The organism is Streptomyces sp. NBC_00388, from assembly GCF_036061255.1.
Lineage (GTDB): Bacteria > Actinomycetota > Actinomycetes > Streptomycetales > Streptomycetaceae > Streptomyces.
Map to the genome: position 1 here is coordinate 5,637,266 of NZ_CP107948.1, position 14,499 is coordinate 5,651,764.

Consider the following 14,499-nt stretch of genomic DNA (forward strand, 5'->3'; position numbering starts at 1 on the left):
GGCGTCAGAAGACCATCCGGGCCAGCGCGTCGGGCGCCTCGTCCACCGTGTCGACCAGGGCGATACGGGACTCCATCGGCCGGCCCTTCGCCAGCGCCCTGAGCAGCGGCCAGGCGGGCAGCTCCTTGGTCCAGTGGGCCCGGTCCACCAGGACCATCGGGGACGGTTCGCCGCGCGAGCCGTAGTAGTTCGGGGTGGCGTTGTCGAAGATCTCCTGGACGGTCCCGGCCGCACCGGGCAGGAAGACGACACCCGCGGTCGAGCGGGCGAGCAGACCGTCCTCACGGGTGGCGTTGGCGAAGTACTTGGCGATGTGCCCGGCGAAGGCGTTCGGCGGCTCGTGGCCGTAGAACCAGGTGGGGATGCCCACCGAGTCCCCGCCCCGCGGCCAGCGGTCCCGCACATCGAAGGCGGCGCTCGCCCAGTCGGAGACCGAAGGGCTGAACGACGGTGCCTTGCCCAGGAGTTCGAGCGCCTCGTCCAGCATCCCGTCGCGGAACGGCGCCGCGTACGCCCCCAGGTTGGCGGCCTCCATGGCGCCGGGGCCGCCGCCGGTCGCGACGGTCAGACCGGTCCGGGCGAGCGTACGGCCGAGCCGCGCCGCTCCCGCGTACTCCGTCGTACCGCGGGCCATGGCGTGGCCGCCCATGATGCCCACCACCCGCGCGCTGTCGAGGTGTTCGTCGAGTGCGTCCGACATCGCGTCGTCGTGGACGGAGCGCAGCATCGACGCGAATATGTCGCCGTCGTTCCCGGTCTTCTGGAACCAGGCGTACGCGCGCGCGTCGGGGGTCGCGGCGTATCCGCCGTCCCTCAGCCCCGCGAACAGCTCGTCCGCGGAGTACAGCAGACCGCGGTAGGGAGCGAAGGGCAGGCCCGGGACCGGCGGGAAGACGAGCGCACCCGCAGCTCCCACGGCGGACTCGGCCTCCGGCGTCATCGGGCAGCCCAGGAAGACCGCACCCGAGGTGTCCGCCGTGAGCAGCGTCTCCGTACGGCCCGTCAGATCGACGGCCTGGACGCGGTACCCGCCGAGCGGACCCCGTGCGGTGGCCCGGTCGAAGGCGTCCAGGGTCTCGATCTCGCGGTCACGCTCAGGTGTGGTGGGCATCCGGACATCGTAGGGGGGTGGCCCGTTCACCCGGACAGGGGTGCCGCCGCGAGCGCCGCGACCGCCCAGGTCACCGGAGTGGCCAGCGCCAGCAGGGCGGCGGCACGCAGCGTCGCGGCCCTGCGCACCAGGGCGGCCGGGGCGCAGCCGCGCAGCAGGGCGGCCGTCGTGGCCGCCCGGTCCTGACGGGCCTCGACGGCCGCGGCGAGCAGAGTGGCCGCCGGACAGGCCACCACGAGCGCGGCGCCCAGCACGGTCAGTGGGCCGGCGAGCCGCGGCTCCGCTCCGTGCAGAGTGAGAGCGGCGACGGTCCCCGAGGCCACCGCGCAGCACACGCCGAGCGGGCGGCCGATCCGCCGGGCCTCGGACTGCAGCACCCGGCCCGCGACGAGACGTACCGCCCCCGGCCCGACCGACTGCAGGAGCCGTCCGCACAGATGGGTCAGGGCGGGGCCCGCCACCGCGAGCCCCCATGCCGTCAGGGACCAGCCGGCCAGTACGCCCGCCGGGCCGCTGCCGAAACGGCCGGGCAGCGGCAGCGCGGCACTCTCCGGCCGGCCGCTCGCGTACACCTCGGCCGCGAACCCGGCCGCCACCAGGGCCGCTCCCCAGAGGAACCCCTTCGGGGCGGCGCCCTCGTGCACCGGACGGCGCGGCCGCACCGCCCAGGCGCTGCCCGCGGCGGCTGCGGCGGGCGCCGCGACCAGCAGGAGCAGTGTGGCGGGCAGCGGCAGCGGGTTGCCCGCCCCCGCTCCCCGGGCCGTGGCCCCGGCGAACGGCACCACGCCGTGCCGCAACTGGACGAAGAGGAGCAGGGCCACCGTGCTGCCCAGCACACAGGTGAGGGCCGCCGACACCGCCGACAGCGCGGCGCGCCCGGCGGGGCCCAGTCCGGCGGCCGTCGCCCCGCGGCTCGGGCGGACGGCCGGGTCGGTACGGGCCACCGCCGCGGCGAGGCGCACCGTGGCCGCCAGCGGGACCAGGCACCAGAGCAGACGCGGTCCGGTGGCGGACGGCCGTGCCGGGTGCCCCACCGCGTAGTCGAGCGCGCAGAGCAGCAGCAGCCCGACACCGGCCGAGGCCGCCGCTACCAGCAGCCTCCGCAGCAGGATGAGAGGCCCGGAGCCGCGGGCTAGACGGAGAGCGAGCACGCGGTGCGCTCCTTGTCGCCGGGCGCGGGGACCTCGCCGAGTGACGCGGCCCTGCGCCCGTCCCGGAGCAGGACCGTCCGGTCGGCGCAGGCGGCGACCCCCGGGTCGTGGGTGGCGAGCACCATCGTGATCCCGTGCGAACGGGTCGCCGCGAGGAGCGTGCGCAGCAGCTGGGTCCCCTCCGCGCCGTGCAGGACGGCCGTGGGCTCGTCGGCGAAGATCACCGCGGGCCCCGCCGCCAGGGCGCGGGCGAAGGCCACCCGCTGGCGCTGGGCCTGGAGCAGCTTGTGAGGACGGGTGCCGGACTCCTCTCCCAGGTCGAGGCGGTCCAGCCACTGCAGGGCCGTGTGCTTCGCGGCGCGGTGCGAGGCGCCGTTCAGCAGCAGCGGCAGGGCCGTGTTCTCCCAGGCCGTCAGCTCCGGTACGAGCTCCGGCTCGGGGTCGATCCAGCCGAAGCGGGTGACCCGCAGCCGTTCACGCGCCACCCGGCCCAGGGTGTGGACGGGGCTGCTGTTGAACCACACCTCGCCCTGCTGCGGGACGAGCTGGCCCGAGAGACAGCGAAGGAGTGTGGTCTTGCCGCCGCCGCGCGGGCCGAGTACGGCGAGGGTCTCCGCCACGCGCACGCCAAGCGAGACCCCGGTGAGCGCGGGCGAGCCGTTGTGGGAGTAGTGGACGGAGCGAGCCCAGAGCACGTCGTTGTCCGGTGGGGCCACCATGGCGAGCACACCTCGGTTCAGTTCTGGTGTCCGGCCGCCCCCGCACGGGAGGGCGGGAAGGAGCCGGCCGGTCACTGCGCACCGTAGGGACTCCGGGCCGCGGTGTGCGGACAGCACGCGGCCCGGCCGCACCCGTATCCACTCGTACGGGTGCGGCCGGGCCGGGGTGTCACATCGGCGGTGGCCGGGTCAGATCTTGGCCCAGGCCTCGGTGAGGACGCCGCGCAGGATCGACTCGATCTCGTCGAAGGTCGACTGGTCGGAGATCAGCGGCGGGGCGAGCTGGACGACCGGGTCGCCGCGGTCGTCGGCCCGGCAGTACAGACCGTTCTCGAAGAGACCCTTCGAGACGGCGTTGTACAGGATGCGCTCGGTCTCGTCCTCGTTGAAGGTCTCCTTGGTCGCCTTGTCCTTGACCAGTTCGATCCCGTAGAAGAAGCCGTTGCCGCGGACGTCGCCGACGATCGGCAGGTCGTGCAGCTTCTGCAGCGTCGAGTAGAAGGCACCCTCGTTGTCGAGGACGTGCTGGTTGAGGCCCTCGCGCTCGAAGATGTCGAGGTTGGCGATGCCGACGGCCGCGGAGACCGGGTGGCCGCCGAAGGTGTAGCCGTGCAGGAAGGTGTTGCCGTCACGGTAGAACGGCTCGGCCAGCCGGTCGGAGATGATGCAGGCTCCTATCGGCGAGTAGCCCGACGTCATGCCCTTGGCGCAGGTGATCATGTCCGGCACGTAGTCGAACTTGTCGCACGCGAACATGGTGCCGAGGCGGCCGAAGGCGCAGATGACCTCGTCGGAGACGAGCAGCACGTTGTACTTGTCGCAGATCTCGCGCACGCGCTGGAAGTAGCCGGGCGGCGGCGGGAAGCAGCCTCCGGCGTTCTGCACCGGCTCCAGGAAGACGGCGGCGACCGTCTCGGGGCCCTCGAAGAGGATCTCCTGCTCGATCTGGTCGGCGGCCCAGCGGCCGTACGCCACCGGGTCGTCGCCGTGGATCGGGGCGCGGTAGATGTTGGTGTTGGGGACCTTGTGCGCGCCGGGGACCAGCGGCTCGAAGGGGGCCTTCAGCGCGGGCAGGCCCGTGATGGACAGGGCGCCGGCCGGGGTGCCGTGGTAGGCGACCGCGCGGGAGATGACCTTGTACTTCTGGTGGTTGCCGGTGAGCTTGTGGTACTGCTTCGCCAGCTTCCATGCGGTCTCGACCGCCTCGCCGCCGCCCGTGGTGAAGAAGACCTTGTTGAGGTCGCCGGGCGCGTAGTTCGCGAGGCGCTCCGCCAGCTCGACGGCCTTCGGGTGGGCGTACGACCAGATCGGGAAGAAGGCCAGCTCCTGGGCCTGCTTGTACGCGGTCTCGGCCAGCTCGTGGCGGCCGTGGCCGGCGTTGACCACGAACAGGCCCGAGAGGCCGTCGAGGTAGCGCTTGCCCTTGTCGTCGTAGATGTAGGTGCCCTCGCCACGCACGATGGTGGGAACGGGCGCGTTCTCGTACGACGACATGTCCGTGAAGTGCATCCACAGGTGGTCGTACGCGGTCTGGCTCAGGTCCTTGCTCATGACTATCGGGTGCCCCACTGGTAGGTCTGTTTTTTCAGCTTGAGGTAGACGAAGCTCTCGGTCGCCCGCACGCCAGGGAGCGCGCGGATCCGCTTGTTGATCAGTTCGAGCAGGTGGTTGTCGTCCTCGCAGACGACCTCCACCATGAGGTCGAACGAGCCCGCGGTCATGACCACGTAGTCGACCTCGTTCATGGTGGCCAGCGCGTCCGCCACCGGGTCGAGGTCGCCCTCGACGGTGATGCCGACCATCGCCTGCCGCCGGAAACCCACCGTGAGCGGGTCGGTGACGGCGACGATCTGCATGACGCCCTGGTCCTGGAGTTTCTGCACCCGCTGGCGGACGGCCGCCTCGGAGAGGCCGACGGCCTTCCCGATCGCGGCGTAGGGCCGCCGGCCGTCCTGCTGGAGCTGTTCGATGATCGCCAGGGAGACGGCGTCGATCGGGGGGGTGCCGTTCCCGTTTCTGGAATCTGCGCTGCGACTGGCCACGCCCACACTGTGCATGAGGTCTCGCCCGTCATGCAAGCCCAGAGCGATGTAATTCGTTGCCGAAAGCCATTTTGGGAACTGAATCCGAAGTTCTGGGTGGCTGGGTATGTCGAAAGCGTCACCTTTGCGCTTAGGGTGGTGTCTCACCCATCGGGACATCCACCGGGCACCGTCCATCGGGTACCGGAGAGGGAGAGCGACTGTGACCACCGAGCTGCGCCGGCTGCGTAACTACATCAACGGGGAGTTCAAGGACGCCGCTGACGGCCGGACCATCGATGTGGTCAACCCGGCGACGGGCGAGGCCTACGCGACCTCCCCGCTCTCCGGGCAGGCCGATGTCGACGCCGCCATGGAGGCCGCCGCTGCGGCATTCCCCGCCTGGCGCGACGCCACTCCGTCCGAGCGCCAGCGCGTCCTGCTGAAGATCGCCGACGCCTTCGAGGAGCGGGCCGAGGATCTGATCGCCGCCGAGAGCGAGAACACCGGAAAGCCGCTCGGGCTGACCCGCACCGAGGAAATCCCGCCGATGGTGGACCAGATCCGCTTCTTCGCGGGGGCGGCACGGCTCCTGGAGGGCCGCTCGGCCGGTGAGTACATGGAGGGCCTGACCTCCATCGTCCGGCGGGAGCCGGTCGGCGTCTGCGCCCAGGTCGCGCCGTGGAACTACCCGATGATGATGGCCGTGTGGAAGTTCGCCCCGGCGCTGGCGGCAGGCAACACCGTCGTCATCAAGCCCTCCGACACGACACCGGCCTCCACCGTCCTGATGGCCGAGATCATCGGCGCCATCGCCCCCAAGGGCGTCTTCAACGTCGTCTGCGGCGACCGTGACACCGGCCGCACGATGGTCGAGCACAAGGTGCCCGCGATGGCGTCCATCACGGGATCGGTACGGGCCGGGATGCAGGTCGCCGAGTCCGCGGCCAAGGACGTCAAGCGGGTCCACCTGGAGCTGGGCGGCAAGGCACCCGTCGTCGTCTTCGAGGACGCGGACCTCGCCAAGGCAGTCGAGGACATCTCGGTCGCCGGATTCTTCAACGCCGGGCAGGACTGCACGGCGGCCACCCGCGTACTGGTCCACGCGTCGGTGCACGACGAGTTCGTCACGGCGCTCGCCAAGGCGGCCGCCGACACGAAGACCGGCCTGCCGGACGACGAGGACGTGCTGTTCGGGCCGCTCAACAACGCCAACCAGCTCGCCCAGGTCAGCGGTTTCATCGAGCGGCTGCCCGCGCACGCCAAGGTCGAGGCGGGCGGCCACCGGGTCGGCGACCGGGGTTACTTCTACGCACCGACCGTCGTATCCGGTCTGCAGCAGGACGACGAGATCATCCAGCACGAGGTCTTCGGCCCGGTCATCACCGTCCAGTCGTTCGAGGACGAGGCGCAGGCCCTCGCGCACGCCAACGGCGTGGAGTACGCGCTGGCCTCGTCGGTGTGGACCAAGGACCACGGCCGTGCCATGCGCATGTCCAAGAACCTCGACTTCGGCTGTGTGTGGATCAACACCCACATCCCGCTCGTCGCGGAGATGCCGCACGGCGGATTCAAGAAGTCCGGTTACGGCAAGGACCTCTCCGCCTACGGCTTCGAGGACTACACGCGCATCAAGCACGTGATGACGTCGCTGGACGGCTGAGCACCCGCCGGCCTGTCACGCCGCCCCCGTACGGTCCGCCGTACGGGGGCGGCGTGCGTCGGCGCGTCCCCCCGTGTGCCGTGCCCCGACAAGGTGTCGCGGCCGGGGCGGGTGCTCCGTACGCAGCGTCCATTGCCCGCCGCGGCTGTCCGGGGCAAGGGTGGGCCCATGGCAGATCTTGGTGTTTCCCGGCGTTCCCTCCTCCGTGGTTCCGGCGCGGTGGGTGCGCTGGCCGCGCTCACCGGGTGCGGGGTCCCCGCCGCGTACGTGAAGCCCGGGGAGCGGGCGGGGCGCGACAGATCGGCACAGGACAAGAGCCTGGCCTTCGCCAACTGGCCGCTCTACATCGACACCGACGACCACGACTCCTCCAGGCGGCCCACGCTGGACGCCTTCCAGAAGCAGTCCGGGATCCGGGTCAGGTACACGGAGGAGATCAACGACAACGACGAGTTCTTCGGGAAGATCAGCCCGGCGCTGATGAACCACCAGGAGACCGGGCGCGACCTGATCGTCATCAGCGACTGGATGGCCGCCCGGTTCGTGCGGCTCGGCTGGGTCGAGGAGATGGACCGGGCCAGGCAGCCGAACGTCGCCAGGTACCTCGACCCGCAGCTCCTGTCGCCCGCCTTCGACAAGGGGCGCAAGCAGAGCGTGCCCTGGCAGTCCGGGATCACCGGTATCGCCTACAACCGGCGCAAGCTCGGGCGCGAGATCAAGCACATGAGTGATCTCTGGGCCCCTGACCTGCGTGGCAAGGTCACCCTGTTCTCCGGGCTCGACGAGGCGTTCGCGCTGCTCATGCTGGGCAACGGCGCCGATATCACCCGCTGGACCGCCAAGGACTTCGACACCATGTGCGACCAGGTCGAGAAGCTCGTACACACGAACCAGATCCGGCGCTTCACCGGCAACGACTACATCAAGGACCTGTCCACCGGGGACGTGCTCGCCTGCCAGGCGTACTCCGGCGACGTGATCCAGCTCCAGGCTGACAGCCCCGACATCGAGTTCGTGGTCCCCGAGGAGGGCGGTGAGCTGTGGGCGGAGTCCCTGATGATCCCCAACCTCGCCCGCCACAAGGCCAACGCCGAGAAGCTGATCGACTACTACTACGAGCCCGAGGTCGCGGCGAAGCTGGCGGCCTGGGTCAACTACGTGTGTCCGGTCCCTGCCGCGCGCGAGGTGCTGGCCTCGTCGAAGGACAAGGAGCTGGCGCACCTCGCCGAGGACCCGCTGGTCTTCCCCGGCGACTCGATGCGCAAGCGCCTCTCCATCGCACGGGACATCACGTCGGCGGAGCGGGTCGGATACGCGAAGCGCTGGAACCGGCTCGTGGGGCTCTAGGCCGGTCGCCGAGTCGCGCCTGGGTCCCGGCGCCCGGCCCGTACGGATCAGACGCCGGTGCGCGTCCTGCGGCGGACCGCGCGGAGGGCGTCGACGCGGTTGGTCGTGATCGAGTCGACGCCGATGCCGATCAGTCCGCGCATCGACCGCTTGGTGTCGGGGGTCCACGCGGAGACCAGCAGCCCGTCCCTGTGCACGCGGTCGCAGAGCTCCGGACTCAGCAGTCCGAAGCGGTAGTTGAGCCAGCGGGGCCGCACCGCGTCGAGCAGGGCGGGGCGCGGCGGTGCGAGTGTCGTCCAGGTCATGGCGATCTCGGCGGCGGGATCGGCCTCCCGCACGGCGAGCATGGTGGAGGGTCCCGCGCAATAGTACGTACGGTCGGACGCCCCGCACTCGTGGACGACGCCGACGACCGCGCGGACCGCTTCCGCCGTGGCGCCCGGCAGATCGAGCATGAGGCGGTGCCCGCCGGCCGTCATCAGCGCCTCCTGGAGGGTGGGCACCCCGCCGCCCGTCAGCCCGCGCAGCTCGTCCGCCGTGACCCGGTCCAGCGGGCGCTCGTGCTCCCACAGCCGCTCCAGGGTCGCGTCGTGCAGCAGCACCGGCACACCGTCCCGGGTCAGCCTGACGTCGACCTCCACCGCGTCGGCGCCCCGTTCCAGCGCCGAGCGGACGGAGGGCAGGGTGTTCTCACGGAAGAGGTAGGGATCGCCGCGATGACCCACGGCAGTGACGGTACGCATGGGGACATCCTCGCCGAACGCCGCCGCGGGCGGCTACCCGGCGAGCCACTGGGTGGTGTACGTGTCGATCTCTGCTGCCAGCTCCGCCTTGCCCGGAGCGTCGAGGAACGACGCCCCGACGGCGTTCTTCGCCAGGTCGGCGACGCCCCGCTCGTCCAGCCCCAGCAGGCGGGCGGCCACCAGGTACTCGTTGTTGAGATCGGTGCCGAACATCGGCGGGTCGTCGCTGTTGACGGTCACCAGCACTCCGGCGTCGACCATGTCCCTCAGCGGGTGCTCCTCCAGGGTGCGCACGGCCCGGGTCGCGATGTTCGAGGTCGGGCAGACCTCCAGCGCGATGCCCTGTTCCGCGAGATGGGCGAGGAGCTTCGGGTCCTGGGCCGAGCTGGTGCCGTGGCCGATGCGCTCGGCGCCCAGGTGGTGGAGCGCGTCCCAGACCGTCTCAGGTCCCGTCGTCTCGCCCGCGTGCGGCACGGAGTGCAGTCCGGCCGCGCGGGCCCGGTCGAAGTAGGGCTTGAACTGCGGACGGGCCACGCCCACTTCGGGACCGCCGAGACCGAACGAGACCAGGCCGTCGGGGCGCAGGTCCAGAGCGAGCCGGGTCGTCTCGGCGGCCGCTTCGAGTCCGGCCTCGCCGGGGATGTCGAAGCACCAGCGCAGCACGGTGCCCAGCTCGGCCTCGGCGGCCTTCCGGGCGTCCTCGATCGCCTCCATGAAGGCCTGCTCGGGAATGCCCCGGCGGGTGGAGGAGTACGGGGTGATGGTGAGCTCCGCGTAGCGGATGTTCTGGCGGGCCATGTCGCGTGCGACCTCGAAGGTCAGCAGCCGTACGTCCTCGGGGGTGCGGATCAGGTCCACCACGGAGAGGTACACCTGGATGAAGTGCCCGAAGTCGGTGAAGGTGAAGTAGTCGGCGAGCGCTTCGGGGTCCGTCGGGACCATGGAGTCGGGGTGGTGCGCGGCGAGTTCGGCGACGATACGCGGCGACGCGGACCCGACATGGTGCACATGCAGTTCCGCCTTGGGCAGTCCCGCAATGAACGGGTGCAGGTCGGTCATCGGGGTCCTCCGGGGTACGGCGAGTTCTGCTGGTCGGAGAACATCGTAGGCGGGGACCTGGGCCTCGCCCACAGGCTTTAGCATGACGAGCCGAGGATGGGGGAGGCCCATGTCAGACGACGCATCACGCCCTTCGGGGGACCCCGAGCCGCCGAGAGACCCGTGGGCTCCGCCCGCGCGGAAGGTGCCGCTCGACAAGCAGGGGGACAGCCGGGCGGACGAGCCGCGGACGCCGCACGCCCCGGTGCACGACCAGCAGACGGTCACGGCCATGCCGGCCGACGCCGTCGCGGGTGCCGGGCAGCCCGCCGCGGGACAGCAGCCGCAGGGCCCGCAGATCCCGGGGCAGCAGCAGGGCCCCGGGCAGCCGCTTGCCGGGCAGCCCGGCCCCGGGCAGCACGGATCCGTGCCCCCGGGCTTCGCGCCGCCGGGATACCAGGCCCCCGGATTCGTGCCGCCCCCGCCGGTCGGGCCGAACGGCCCCGGGCAGGCCGCCCCCAACACGTACGGGTACCCCGGGTATCCGGGCGCAGCTCCCGGGCCGCAGGGCCCCGCCGCCTACGGGTATCCCGGATACCCGGGGTACGGCGGCTGGGCCGCCCCGCAGCAGGGCCCCGCGAACGGCTTCGGAGTGGCCGCTCTGGTGCTCGGCATCCTGAGCGTGGTCATCTTCTGCGCCTGGGGCCTCGGCGTCGTCCTGGGAACGCTCGCCCTGATCTTCGGCATCCTCGGCCGCAAGCGCGCCAACCGCGGTGAGGCGAACAACGGGGGGATGGCCCTCGCAGGGATCATCCTGGGCCCCATCGGCATCGTGGTCAGCCTCGCGTTTCTCGGTGTGATGGTCTGGGGTATCTCGCACGCCCATGACTCCACCCCCGACTACGGCAGCGGCGGCGACACCTACCCGAGCTCGCTGACCGCCGGCGCCGGCCACTGATCCACGGCCACTGATCCACGGTTGCTGACGCACGGCCACTGAGCACTGTCCCGGGCGGCCCCGCTCGCCCGGGCAGCGCCGTCGGGCGGCGCCCCGGCCGGAGCACCTCACCAAGCAGCGGCCCCGTGATCCGGTCCCGGCGCAGCCCCGTGGCAACGGCCCGGCCGCGGCCCCTCAGCCCGGGGCGACGGGCGTCCGCAGCCGCTCCCTGGCGTCCATCAGAGCGAAGCCCAGCAGGTTGAGTCCGCGCCAGGCCTCCGGACGCCCGGCCCGCTCGTCGTCCGCCGCGAGGCCGATCCCCCACACCCGGTCCAGCGGGCTGGCCTCGACCAGCACCCGCTCCCCGGTGGTCAGCAGGTACTTCCGCAGCGCCGGGTCGGAGCCGAACTTGTGCAGGCTGCCCGCGACCACGATCCCGTACCGCTCGCGCTGCCATATCGCCTCGTCGAAGCCGCGCACCAGGCGCCCGGCCTTCTTGGCGAGCGCGGGATTCGCGGCCTCCAGCGCGGCCCGCTCCGCTTCGGCGTCACCGAAGAGCCGCGCCTTGGCGGCCATCATCCAGTGTTCCGCCGTGGCGTACCGCTCGCCGTCCACCACGAAGGGTGACGGCCACCACTGACTCAGACAGCTCGTCCCGATGCTGCCGTCCGGCCTGGCGGTGTGGCCCCAGAAGTGCAGGAACTTGATCCGCTCCCCGGTGCCGGCCCGCCTGGTCAGCGCATTGATTCGCTCCATGCACGGGAGTCTGGCAGCCGCCACGGACACTCCGTCGTGGATTTCCCGGCCCACGCGACACATGGTCGACCGATTCCGTTGCGTAACCAAAAGGAAACAACGGAATCACTTGTTGATGAACTATCGCTCTGCCAGGATCGGCACTCAATTCGAGCTTGAGCTACGGAGAGAGCACGATGGCCAACAGCTTCCAGGTGCGGGACCGCTTCGCGGCCGGCGCACAGTACATCGGCGGGCAGCTGCGCCCCGGTACATCAGGGCGGACCCAGGACGTCGTGAACCCGGCCACCGGCGAGGTGGTCCTCAGCTACGCGCTGGCAGGCACCGCGGACGTCGACGCCGCGGTCGCGGCGGCCCGCGCGGCCTTCCCCGGCTGGGCCGGGGCCACCCCGGGGGAGCGCTCGGACGCGCTGCTCCGGTTCGCGGCCGTGCTGGCCGAGCGCGCCGGGGAGTTCGCGTACGCGGAGTCCCTCCAGTGCGGCAAGCCGATCAAGCTGAGCCGCGAGTTCGACGTGCCGGGCACCGTCGACAACGCCTCCTTCTTCGCGGGCGCCGCCCGCCACCTCCAGGGCCAGTCCGCAGGTGAGTACAGCGGGGACCACACCTCGTACGTCCGCCGCGAGGCGATCGGCGTGGTCGGCTCCATCGCTCCCTGGAACTACCCGCTGCAGATGGCCGCGTGGAAGGTCCTCCCTGCCATCGCCGCGGGCAACACCATCGTGCTGAAGCCCGCCGAGATCACCCCGCTCACCTCGCTGATGTTCGCGCAGGCCGCGACCGAAGCGGGCATCCCCGACGGGGTCGTCAACATCGTCAGCGGACTCGGGGCGGTGGCCGGCGAACACCTGGTCGGCCACCCGGACGTGGTCATGACCTCGTTCACCGGGTCGACTCCGGTCGGCAAACGCGTCGCCGAGGTCGCCACCGCGACCGTCAAGCGGATCCACCTCGAACTCGGCGGCAAGGCCCCCTTCCTCGTCTTCGACGACGCCGACCTCGAAGCCGCCGTGCACGGCGCGGTCGCGGGCTCGCTCATCAACACCGGCCAGGACTGCACGGCCGCCACGCGCGCCTATGTGCAGCGCCCGCTGTACGACGCCTTCGTCCAGGGTGTCGCCGACCTGATGGGCACCCTCCGCATCGGTGACCCCTTCGACGAGTCGACCGACATCGGTCCGCTGATCAGCCACGCCCAGCGCGACCGGGTCGCGGCCTTCGTGGACCGGGCCAGGGAGACCGCCCGTGTGGTCACCGGAGGTGAGGCGCCCGAGAACGACGGCGCCTACTACCTCCCCACCCTGATCGCCGACGCCGCCCAGGACAGCGAGATCGTGCAGGCCGAGATCTTCGGTCCGGTCCTGGTCGTGCTGCCCTTCGACTCCGACGACGAGGGCATCGCCCTCGCCAACGACACCCCCTACGGGCTGGCCTCGTCGGCCTGGACCCGGGACGTCTTCCGGGCGAACCGGGCGACCCGCGAGATCCAGGCCGGGTGCGTGTGGGTCAACGACCACATTCCGATCATCAGCGAGATGCCGCACGGCGGTTACAAGGCGAGCGGCTTCGGCAAGGACATGTCCGCGTACTCGTTCGAGGAGTACACACAGGTCAAGCACGTCATGTTCGACAACACCGCGGTGGCCCGCAAGGACTGGCACCGCACGATCTTCGGGGACCGATAAAGAAAGGGCACCGAGCCCATGGAGCAGTTCGAGCCAGACCCTCTCTCCCCGGCCCAGCTGGCCGCCGCGCACCGCACTCTGACCCGTGGCAGGGGGGCCGTCACCCGGCGGTCGCTGCTGCGCGCCTCCGGCGCGGGCGCTCTCACGCTCGGCGGCCTCGCCGCCCTCACCGGCTGCGGTATCCCCGCGGCCAAGCGTGAGGGCGGGGCCCCGGCCTCCAGCGACCACTCGGCCGCGGAGAAGGTGGTCAACTTCTCCAACTGGACCGAGTACATGGACGTCAGCGACGACGGCAAGCACCGGCCCACCCTGGAGGCGTTCACCAGGCGCACCGGGATCAAGGTCAAGTACACCGAGGACATCAACGACAACGTCGAGTTCTTCGGCAAGATCAAGCCGCAGCTCGCGGCCGGCCAGGACACCGGACGCGACATCATCATCCTGACCGACTGGCTGGCCGCCCGGCTGATCCGGTTCGGCTGGGTGGAGCGGCTCGATTCCGCGCTGCTCCCGCACGCGTACGCCAACCTCTCGGAGCAGTTCCGCACCCCCGACTGGGACCCCGGCCGCGCCTACTCGTACCCGTGGGCCGGTATCCCCACCGTGATCGCCTACAACACCAAGGCGACCGGGGGCCGCAAGGTCGACTCCGTCACCCAGCTCCTCGACGACCCCCGGCTCAAGGGGCGGGTGGGGTTCCTCTCCGAGATGCGGGACTCCATCGGGATGACCCTGCTCGACATGGGCAAGGACCCCGCGAAGGTCACCGCGGCCGACTACGACGCCGCGATCGGCCGCCTTCAGAAGGGGGTCGACAACAAGCAGATACGGCGCTTCACCGGCAACGACTACATCAGCGACCTCGACAAGGGCGACATCGCCGCCTGTATCGCCTGGGGCGGCGACATCACCCAGCTCCAGAGCGACAACCCGCACGTCGAGTACGCGATCCCCGCGGCCGGTTACATGACGTCCAGCGACAACATGATGATCCCGGCCGGGGCCCGCCACACCTCCAACGCCGAGCGGCTGATGGACTACTACTACGAGCCGGCCGTCGCCGCACAGCTCACCGCGTACACCAACTACCTCTCCCCGGTGGACGGTGTGCGCACGGAACTCGCGAAGATCGACCCCAAGCTCGCGGCCAGCAGGCTGATCCTTCCCGACAAGGCGATGGCCGCCCGCTCGCACTCCTTCCGCTCGCTCTCCAGCAAGGAAGAGACGGCGTACGAGGAGAAGTTCTCCCGGCTCATCGGGGCCTGACTCCGGAGCACCGGGCCCCATCCCCCTGTTCCCCGCTCCTCCCTGCCCGTCCCTCGCTCCCCCCT

Annotated in this window: 13 protein-coding genes; 5 read left to right on the plus strand and 8 right to left on the minus strand. The window is 71.0% G+C overall.

Annotated features, from left to right (window positions below; translation table 11 throughout):
• Positions 1-4 precede the first annotated feature (4 nt).
• The 5 genes from OG917_RS25335 to OG917_RS25355 all read right to left on the minus strand — a co-directional run bounded on the left by OG917_RS25335 (position 5) and on the right by OG917_RS25355 (position 5,038).
• Positions 5-1,111, minus strand: coding sequence for a Rossmann fold nucleotide-binding protein (locus OG917_RS25335; protein WP_328319901.1), 1,107 nt, complete (start codon positions 1,109-1,111; stop codon positions 5-7).
• 26 nt (positions 1,112-1,137) lie between these two features.
• A complete protein-coding gene (locus tag OG917_RS25340; protein ID WP_328319902.1) occupies positions 1,138-2,262 on the minus strand; it encodes a hypothetical protein in 1,125 nt (374 codons plus the stop codon).
• On the minus strand, positions 2,244-2,981 hold the full coding sequence (locus tag OG917_RS25345) for an ABC transporter ATP-binding protein (RefSeq protein ID WP_328319903.1): 738 nt from the start codon (positions 2,979-2,981) through the stop codon (positions 2,244-2,246). Before OG917_RS25345 ends, OG917_RS25340 begins: the two co-directional genes overlap by 19 nt.
• Before the next feature lie 189 nt (positions 2,982-3,170).
• Positions 3,171-4,532: an aspartate aminotransferase family protein gene (locus OG917_RS25350; RefSeq protein ID WP_328319904.1), complete on the minus strand. Its 1,362-nt coding sequence runs from the start codon at positions 4,530-4,532 to the stop codon at positions 3,171-3,173.
• A 2-nt stretch (positions 4,533-4,534) separates the two neighbouring features.
• Complete coding sequence (locus OG917_RS25355) at positions 4,535-5,038, minus strand: Lrp/AsnC family transcriptional regulator (protein WP_266852481.1); 504 nt, start codon at positions 5,036-5,038, stop codon at positions 4,535-4,537.
• A 187-nt stretch (positions 5,039-5,225) separates the two neighbouring features.
• Between OG917_RS25355 and OG917_RS25360 the strand changes: the two genes are divergently transcribed.
• A complete protein-coding gene (locus OG917_RS25360) occupies positions 5,226-6,665 on the plus strand; it encodes a gamma-aminobutyraldehyde dehydrogenase (protein WP_328319905.1) in 1,440 nt (479 codons plus the stop codon).
• A gap of 168 nt (positions 6,666-6,833) precedes the next feature.
• Positions 6,834-8,012 (plus strand): extracellular solute-binding protein, encoded by a 1,179-nt coding sequence (locus OG917_RS25365; RefSeq protein ID WP_328319906.1) that lies wholly within the window; start codon positions 6,834-6,836, stop codon positions 8,010-8,012.
• A 47-nt stretch (positions 8,013-8,059) separates the two neighbouring features.
• On the opposite strand, the gene OG917_RS25370 is transcribed toward OG917_RS25365, so the two are convergent.
• Together OG917_RS25370 and OG917_RS25375 are read right to left on the minus strand one after the other, a co-directional pair.
• Entirely contained in the window at positions 8,060-8,755 is a 696-nt protein-coding gene (locus OG917_RS25370) for a glycerophosphodiester phosphodiesterase (RefSeq protein WP_328319907.1), read from the minus strand.
• A 33-nt stretch (positions 8,756-8,788) separates the two neighbouring features.
• Positions 8,789-9,814 (minus strand): adenosine deaminase, encoded by a 1,026-nt coding sequence (locus OG917_RS25375; protein ID WP_328319908.1) that lies wholly within the window; start codon positions 9,812-9,814, stop codon positions 8,789-8,791.
• A 109-nt stretch (positions 9,815-9,923) separates the two neighbouring features.
• Here OG917_RS25375 and OG917_RS25380 point away from each other — a divergent pair, with 109 nt between their 5' ends.
• Positions 9,924-10,751, plus strand: a complete 828-nt coding sequence (locus OG917_RS25380) for a DUF4190 domain-containing protein (RefSeq protein WP_328319909.1) — start codon at positions 9,924-9,926, stop codon at positions 10,749-10,751.
• A gap of 174 nt (positions 10,752-10,925) precedes the next feature.
• Here OG917_RS25380 and OG917_RS25385 read toward each other — a convergent pair whose 3' ends face one another.
• Positions 10,926-11,486 carry an NADAR family protein gene (locus OG917_RS25385; protein ID WP_328319910.1) on the minus strand — a complete coding sequence of 187 codons (561 nt, stop codon included), beginning with the start codon at positions 11,484-11,486 and terminating at the stop codon, positions 10,926-10,928.
• 176 nt (positions 11,487-11,662) lie between these two features.
• Here OG917_RS25385 and OG917_RS25390 point away from each other — a divergent pair, with 176 nt between their 5' ends.
• Together OG917_RS25390 and OG917_RS25395 are read left to right on the plus strand one after the other, a co-directional pair.
• On the plus strand, positions 11,663-13,168 hold the full coding sequence (locus OG917_RS25390) for a gamma-aminobutyraldehyde dehydrogenase (protein WP_328322176.1): 1,506 nt from the start codon (positions 11,663-11,665) through the stop codon (positions 13,166-13,168).
• 18 nt (positions 13,169-13,186) lie between these two features.
• On the plus strand, positions 13,187-14,434 hold the full coding sequence (locus tag OG917_RS25395) for an ABC transporter substrate-binding protein (RefSeq protein WP_328319911.1): 1,248 nt from the start codon (positions 13,187-13,189) through the stop codon (positions 14,432-14,434).
• Positions 14,435-14,499: the final 65 nt, after the last annotated feature.

Excerpts from the sequence above, each read along its gene's own strand:
- OG917_RS25335 (WP_328319901.1), bottom strand. The coding sequence starts at position 1,111 with ATGCCCACCACACCTGAGCGTGACCGCGAGATCGAGACCCTGGACGCC.
- OG917_RS25345 (WP_328319903.1), bottom strand. The coding sequence starts at position 2,981 with ATGGTGGCCCCACCGGACAACGACGTGCTCTGGGCTCGCTCCGTCCAC.
- OG917_RS25350 (WP_328319904.1), bottom strand. The coding sequence starts at position 4,532 with ATGAGCAAGGACCTGAGCCAGACCGCGTACGACCACCTGTGGATGCAC.
- OG917_RS25355 (WP_266852481.1), bottom strand. The coding sequence starts at position 5,038 with ATGCACAGTGTGGGCGTGGCCAGTCGCAGCGCAGATTCCAGAAACGGG.
- OG917_RS25365 (WP_328319906.1), top strand. The coding sequence starts at position 6,834 with ATGGCAGATCTTGGTGTTTCCCGGCGTTCCCTCCTCCGTGGTTCCGGC.
- OG917_RS25370 (WP_328319907.1), bottom strand. The coding sequence starts at position 8,755 with ATGCGTACCGTCACTGCCGTGGGTCATCGCGGCGATCCCTACCTCTTC.
- OG917_RS25375 (WP_328319908.1), bottom strand. The coding sequence starts at position 9,814 with ATGACCGACCTGCACCCGTTCATTGCGGGACTGCCCAAGGCGGAACTG.
- OG917_RS25380 (WP_328319909.1), top strand. The coding sequence starts at position 9,924 with ATGTCAGACGACGCATCACGCCCTTCGGGGGACCCCGAGCCGCCGAGA.
- OG917_RS25385 (WP_328319910.1), bottom strand. The coding sequence starts at position 11,486 with ATGGAGCGAATCAATGCGCTGACCAGGCGGGCCGGCACCGGGGAGCGG.
- OG917_RS25390 (WP_328322176.1), top strand. The coding sequence starts at position 11,663 with ATGGCCAACAGCTTCCAGGTGCGGGACCGCTTCGCGGCCGGCGCACAG.
- OG917_RS25395 (WP_328319911.1), top strand. The coding sequence starts at position 13,187 with ATGGAGCAGTTCGAGCCAGACCCTCTCTCCCCGGCCCAGCTGGCCGCC.